This is a genomic window from Microcoleus sp. BM001215392, from assembly GCF_036700185.1.
Classification (GTDB): domain Bacteria; phylum Cyanobacteriota; class Cyanobacteriia; order Cyanobacteriales; family Microcoleaceae; genus Microcoleus.
Window position 1 is genome coordinate 1 of the sequence record NZ_JAUBOJ010000415.1, and the last position, 6257, is coordinate 6257.

A 6257-nucleotide genomic window follows, 5' to 3' on the forward strand; every position below is an offset into this window, starting at 1 on the left:
GTTATTTGTTATTTGTTATTTGTTATTTGTTATTTGTTATTTGTTATTTGTTATTGGTTGGTTCCAATCCCCTGCGCAAGCCAATCCCCTGCGCCAGCCAATGCCCCATTCCCCATTCCCTGCGCCAGCCAATTCCTAATGACTGTGCGCGTAAGCGCCGATTTCCGGCTGAAACGGCACAACTTCCTCGATTACTTCCAAACCCATTTTTTCCAGCATTCCCTGCAAAACAGAGTCAGGAGAAAGCCTTAAATAATTATCTGCCACTTCTAAAGCTACATGGCGGTTTCCCAAATGATAAGCCGCCCGCATCAGCAGCAGCCCAGTCGAGGCCCTTGCGGTCAGCACCGGCTCGGGTTTTGCACTTATTAGTACCAAACAGTTACCGTCTTCCGACTGCAATAAATCTCGATCGCGCAATACCGTACCTCTAGGCAAAGCCAAGTGTAGCACGAATCCTGCCTCTGTCTCGAATCGGTGGCGGCTGCGAGTGCGATCGTCCGCTGTCATCGGCAAACTAAAGCTGACAACAGCATCGGGATTAGCAGGCAAATGTTTTGTGAAACTGAGCATTTTACTATTCTATTCCTCTGATAAATTCACTTCACATCCAGTTTTTGAGGAATATATTTTCGAGGTCGAATTGCCATTTGCTGTGTTTGGGTTCGCCAGCAAAGCCCGCCTGTACCCTTAAATTTCCATACCAAACAGTCATCTCTCTGAACCGCTCCCGTTCTGGTTCTCATACCAAATTTATGTCATCTAGTCAAGCACTCGATCGGAGACTAGCGCCATTTTTTCCCAAAATTTCCCATAACATCGAGTAACTAGAACCACAGAAATCTCCAATAATTCCTGTGCGGTAGGCATCCGGCCTGCCCAATAATTGCTGGTTGAGGAGAAATCTCATCGAACGGGAGAGGAAGAAAGACTCAAACCCTAGATTTTATTGATTGCCCGCTTGTTGCAGCCGCAGCAGCTCAGCTTGAATTCTCTGTTTAACTGCCGGATTCGCTTGCTGGAGCAAAGTGAGCTGGTTGAAGCGACTCACTGTCAAGCCATTGCTTTCGATAATTTTTTTAGCTTGTTGGCAGTAATTCACCGCTACGCCCCGTACACCTCCAGACAGGCTATTAATTCCCTGAGTTTCGTTGCAGACTATTCTAGGAAGCGAGCCTCCTGTCATGCCTTTAATTTCTTTAATAGTTTCTAGCCGCCCGGGTTCTATTCCCAAGACAGCGCGAGCGTAGCTAGTAATTTCGGCGTTGCTAATTTCTTGAGCTTGGGCTGCTGCTCCGAAAACGGGGCTTGAGGATTGTGCGTACCAGCCAGGAGCCCATCCGCTAGCCAAAGCTGCTGCGGAAATGATGCCTGCAAACAAAGATTGTCGCAGCATCCGGTTAAATCTAAATTTAGGGGTGTTGAGTGAGGTGTTCATGGTCGTCGGTAATTGCTTGCGTGTAGATAAAAATGACACAGCACTGAGCGGCTCAATCTTTTTGAATAAGGTTGTGGCAAGAAAGTTCCTGCCCTTGGGTAACAATTTTTCATTCCAGCAGGAGCATTTGCTACTTTTTACTATAAATTGACTTTTGAGCAAATTTCCTAATTCTATCTATTGTAACATCTTGGAGAAGTTGACAAAATCCCAAAAATCTGGGTTAACTTTGATTGCAGACTGTTCCCGAATTGCCTCTACAAATAATTCTGAAAGCGCAAATATTAAAACATTCTAAAGTTTATTGACAAATTAGTCGCTTTGAGGTGCGTGAAGCGAAGCTATCGGGCTCTTAATCGCCCGAAAGCTAGGGAATTCTCGATTTGGCGATTTTTAGATTTGAAAATTGGGGTTTGGAGCAAAGCTCAGTATTTGCATTCTTGATTGGTGGTGTCCAGTTTAAGAGGAATCGCACTCATCAATTCCTGTGTGGATTTAATGTTAAGCCGAAACGCATTTGTCGATCGAAAAAATCCCCCCCTCAGGCACCATACCCAACCTGAGGCGCAACCAAAAATCAGGTTTTACCATCCTCAGACAGAGGCAGGATTCGCAAACTAGAGATTAAAATCTTGGTAGCAAAACAGGCAGTATCTGTTTGGGGCCGCACGCCCGAGGCTTTGATTCGAGTCCGTGCTTGCTCGATATTCTGGCTGCGAAAACTAATCTCGGACTGCGATCGAAACTTGGTTTTTCTCCTAAATATCCTTACAGCCACCCGCAAGACTAGAAACGCAGAATCCTTGAATTTTTGTGCCTCGCTCCTGGGAGCATCTCGATCGCGCGTTGCGAATTTTTGCAAGGCTTTTTGCAACAACTTAACAATTATTAATTACCGATTGTCCATGAAAGCTCAAAAAGAACTTTGGCGCGTTATCCTGGCAGTAGCTATCAGTATTGTAGGCGTGCTGCACTTTGCAGTACCCGCACCCTTTATCAGAATCGTGCCACCCCAGCTTCCTTACCCGGAAGCATTGGTTTATATCAGCGGTTTTTTCGAGATTTTGGGGGGAATTGGGCTGTTAATTCCTGCCGTTAGCAGAGCCGCGGCGTGGGGCTTAATTGCCCTGTTTATTGCCGTGTTTCCGGCTAATATCAATCAAGCAGTCAACAGCATTCCCATAGAAGGGATTCCGCACAACCCATTAGTCTATTGGTTTAGGCTGCCTTTGCAAGCTGTCTTGATTGCTTGGGCCTGGGTTTATACCCAACCAGACGAAGGTAAACCGCGGGCTTCTCTAGTTCCAGATAGAACAGAAAACGCTCAATGAAGCAGTTCGACTACTCTTTAGATTTTAAGAACCTCGACTTTCGACAGCACCCGGAACTTTATCGGGTGGGGAAAGGAGAACAGGGAGTGCTGCTGGTGGAGCCGTACAAAGCAGAAATTCTGCCTTGGTGGAGATTTAAGACTCCTGAAATTGCCTTTGAGTCCAGCAGCAAAATTTACTCGTTGTTTTTAGAGTATCTCGATGCCGATGATTTTGTGGGAGCCGACATGGCCCGCAAGTTCTTGCAGATGGGGTATACTCGATCGCGCCGCTACGCTAATCATAAAAGCGGCCGAAAATATCAGCAGAACCCTCAGAAGCTGGAGTCTGTTGCAGAGCAAACCGCAGCCAGAAAAGATATTTTGCCGTTAGAAGCAGATCCGGTGAAAGCAGCATCCGCCGCCATTTTTAAAGAGAAATGGACGCTGGCCAAAACCAACGAGAAATATCTCCAGCTTTTAGCCAGACACAGACAGATGTACGAATCTTCTGGAAGCAAGTCTGAGGATTGACATACAGTTACTCAAGCTCAGAATTCGCAATTGATACCATTTTCCGCAAATCGGCGGACGGGAGAGTCTGCGCTCCCAACCCGTATCGGCTCAATCAATTTTTCTTTTAGTCCAGACAATATTAATCTGGGACTAGAAACTTCGGTCTAAAATTTTCGGCGATGGAGTCAGGAGTGTCTTAAAGCAAGTGTCCGTTTTTGGGTGGGGTAAATCATCCCCATCTAAAATCTTTCTGGTAAGACACTTCTGCAAGCAAGCGGCACCGCGATCGCCAAAACCTCATTCTCAAATCTCAAATAATATTAGCCCCCTAGACAGCAGTGGAGTTGTGGCTGTCTAGGGGGCCGAACTGATGTGCCAGACCCTACAATTTAACTATCCTCTTCTTCTGTTTGCCACTGGCGCCAAATTTCAAAGGCATTAAAGCCCCTGTATTGCAGGTAATTCAAGACTTTGCCCTTGGTTTTCGGATCTACATTACCGATCGCCTCTATCTTGTATTTCCGCATGACTTTGGCTTTTAATTCTGGCAGTTTTTCTGCTTCTGAGTCCTGATTTTGGGCTAATTCTTCTTCCCAGACTTGCTCGAACAAATCGCTAGTAATTCCTTTTTGCAGGCACTTGCGCTTGACGGCTGATTTCCCGTATTTGCCCGTAGCAGAGGCGATCGAGTTTGCCACCAAGCGAGTGTCAGACTGATAGCCCCGGTCTTGAATTTGCGCGATCGCCTCCAATATTTCCTCATTGCCAAAACCTTTCTCTTGCCCCTTTTTGCGAAGTTCAGAGGCACTGTAGTCTTTGCGGGACAAGAGAAAATAGAAATAGTCAAGACAGCTCATCAGTTAAATCGAAGGGTAGCGCGCAAATACTGGTGTAGGGAATGTCAAATCCAGTCGCCTTGCTATCGGCAGACTGCATCACGAGATCCTCTATTCTTCTGTATCCTCCTCTTCATCATCCACTTCCACATCCGGTCTGTCAACATCGATCTGAATCAAGCGAATGTGCTTGTATCCGAGTTTAATTTCAAACTCGTCGCCCGGCTTTAATCCCATTTCTTGGGTATAATTTGCTCCGATCACGATCGAGCCATTCTTGTGAACGCTAGCTCGATAACTCGCTTCTCGTCCGCGTCCGTCTGCTTTAGACTTCTCTAGCTCAATGCCCTTAGCAGCTAATACTGCATCGTAAAACTCAGCCAGGTTAATCCGGGTTTCTCCACTCTTGCTGACGGTGAAGTAGCCGCAAAGCTTTGCAAGTTCTCTGCGCGGCAAATCGCTGCCTTTGATTTTTTGAAGCAGACCTTTTCCTGTTAAGGGTGCTGTAGCTGTTTCTGCCATTGACCTTACCTCGCTTATTGGACTTTACTTATATCAATTACAACACATTAGATTAACTTTGTTTCACTGTCAATACTAAGAATTAGGAATATATGATTCTGGATAAATTTCTGTGACCTCAAAACGGGGGTGCAAGTAAGGATGCTTGCAGGCGGCGATCTATTTCCTGCTCGCGGTCAAAATGCTTGCACAACCTCGAAAAGCGATCGCGCGGGGAATTATTCGCAAATTAAATGCTTTACTTTTTTACAGTAAAGTCTGTTCCCTGCATTTACCAATCCCCCTCCAGTCGGCGGTCAAAGTCAAAACCAAGACAGCGATGAATGGAAATACCTAGGGCGACGCCGCTGCAAATCTGCCGAAAGCATTTACTGGTACGGGGTCAACTTTTAGATCGGCAAGGCGAGGCCGCACTTGTTCTTGATGCCGCTGCCACCTAGCTAGTTGTAAACCTTGTTTTTCGGGCAGCCAATCCCGTCAAAACGCCAAATACCCAGCCACAATCTTCTATTAAGGTACGTGGCATATAACTCGCACAGAATGCACTCGCCGGAGTGCAATCCCGTAAAAACCGCAGCAAATTTCACCTGTTCGTTGAACGACTTTTAGCTTAAATCTGACGATCGCGGGCGCGAGTGCAGAAATATCGCGCAGCCACTCTGGAGATGAATAATAGCGCGAGCGATGAGCGATCGGGGATTGGACATTGGGGAATGACCGATCGCGATTTCGGGTTAGGATCGCCGGCACTCGCACTTGCATTTTCTTGTGGAACTACTACGAGCTGCGGCGGTAGTGAAAGATTGTCTGCGATGTTCCAAGGTGCGATGCGGATGCGGATGCAGCAGAGGAGACAACAGTGAGGAATAGTTAGTGGAAATATACAATCTATAATACTGTGCGGCACCCTTTCGATCGCGCGGCATTATTTCGTCACTCTTGAGGCGAACCCGCTTTTTCTGTAGGGTGCCGCGGGGAACTAGGAAAAATATTTCGACTAATGCCCCGCCACCGACGAATTAAAGGTGATTTGTACCGGGTAATTCCCAGATACCCATACAAATTAGCAGCATTTCGCGGCATGGAGTTTCAGTGGAAATGACTGGTTTCAACTCGTTGTCGGCAAGCTGCCAGATTCTCAAAATTTACACACCATAAGCTCGATCGCTAAAACTGATAGCCCAATACGCTTGGGTTAAGCCACTGCGCTCAATAAAACGATCCCAAGAATAGACACGGAGATTGCTTTTTTACGGATCGCGTTCATGTATGGCGTTCCTCGCAATCACAATTGCTAACCCAAGCATATTGACTTATAGCAGCTTCCACAATTACTGATTCTCAAATATAGCCACCGCCTGCTGGGTAGCGGCGTTCTTAATTTTTGCAACTGAGGCTTTGATTGTCTGCTGCGAAACTCTCGGAATGCTCGATCGAGTATTCAAAGACAGAGACCCCCGAGATGCCGATACGATTTTCCCCAAAAAATACAACAGCAGGGCAACTCCTGAGTTTGTAGTGATAAGTAAACCGCATATCCTTGACGAAAAAGGCATCACAGAATTGCGAACATTTGTGCCTAATAGCTGGTAAAAGTATAGTCATTTATAGGCATGGGAGGCTTCAAGTCCCTCCC

At 46.4% G+C, this 6257-nt stretch carries 10 protein-coding genes; 5 read left to right on the forward strand and 5 right to left on the reverse strand.

Annotation, left to right across the window (positions count from 1 at the left end; all coding sequences use genetic code 11):
* Positions 1 to 135: 135 nt before the first annotated feature.
* From ureE to QT974_RS29425, 3 genes are all read right to left on the reverse strand, one after another.
* On the reverse strand, positions 136 to 573 hold the full coding sequence (gene ureE, locus QT974_RS29415) for an urease accessory protein UreE (protein WP_333471926.1): 438 nt from the start codon (positions 571 to 573) through the stop codon (positions 136 to 138).
* 373 nt (positions 574 to 946) lie between these two features.
* A complete protein-coding gene (locus tag QT974_RS29420) occupies positions 947 to 1438 on the reverse strand; it encodes a DUF4168 domain-containing protein (RefSeq protein WP_333471927.1) in 492 nt (163 codons plus the stop codon).
* Positions 1439 to 2015: 577 nt separating this feature from the next.
* Positions 2016 to 2300, reverse strand: coding sequence for a hypothetical protein (locus QT974_RS29425; RefSeq protein ID WP_333471928.1), 285 nt, complete (start codon positions 2298 to 2300; stop codon positions 2016 to 2018).
* 43 nt (positions 2301 to 2343) lie between these two features.
* Here QT974_RS29425 and QT974_RS29430 point away from each other — a divergent pair, with 43 nt between their 5' ends.
* Positions 2344 to 2769, forward strand: coding sequence for a DoxX family protein (locus QT974_RS29430; RefSeq protein WP_333471929.1), 426 nt, complete (start codon positions 2344 to 2346; stop codon positions 2767 to 2769).
* Complete coding sequence (locus tag QT974_RS29435; protein WP_333471930.1) at positions 2766 to 3281, forward strand: DUF4385 domain-containing protein; 516 nt, start codon at positions 2766 to 2768, stop codon at positions 3279 to 3281. Before QT974_RS29430 ends, QT974_RS29435 begins: the two co-directional genes overlap by 4 nt.
* 371 nt (positions 3282 to 3652) lie before the next feature.
* On the opposite strand, the gene QT974_RS29440 is transcribed toward QT974_RS29435, so the two are convergent.
* Together QT974_RS29440 and QT974_RS29445 are read right to left on the reverse strand one after the other, a co-directional pair.
* The gene (locus tag QT974_RS29440) at positions 3653 to 4120 is read right to left on the reverse strand and encodes a regulatory protein RecX (RefSeq protein WP_442933222.1); all 468 of its coding nucleotides are present in this window, start codon (positions 4118 to 4120) and stop codon (positions 3653 to 3655) included.
* 90 nt (positions 4121 to 4210) lie between these two features.
* Positions 4211 to 4621: an AbrB family transcriptional regulator gene (locus QT974_RS29445; protein WP_293126913.1), complete on the reverse strand. Its 411-nt coding sequence runs from the start codon at positions 4619 to 4621 to the stop codon at positions 4211 to 4213.
* Positions 4622 to 4802: 181 nt separating this feature from the next.
* Between QT974_RS29445 and QT974_RS29450 the strand changes: the two genes are divergently transcribed.
* From QT974_RS29450 to QT974_RS29460, 3 genes are all read left to right on the forward strand, one after another.
* Positions 4803 to 4958 carry a hypothetical protein gene (locus tag QT974_RS29450; protein WP_333471932.1) on the forward strand — a complete coding sequence of 52 codons (156 nt, stop codon included), beginning with the start codon at positions 4803 to 4805 and terminating at the stop codon, positions 4956 to 4958.
* A 328-nt stretch (positions 4959 to 5286) separates the two neighbouring features.
* Positions 5287 to 5484 (forward strand): hypothetical protein, encoded by a 198-nt coding sequence (locus tag QT974_RS29455; protein WP_333471933.1) that lies wholly within the window; start codon positions 5287 to 5289, stop codon positions 5482 to 5484.
* A gap of 535 nt (positions 5485 to 6019) precedes the next feature.
* On the forward strand, positions 6020 to 6214 hold the full coding sequence (locus tag QT974_RS29460; RefSeq protein ID WP_333471934.1) for a hypothetical protein: 195 nt from the start codon (positions 6020 to 6022) through the stop codon (positions 6212 to 6214).
* Positions 6215 to 6257: the final 43 nt, after the last annotated feature.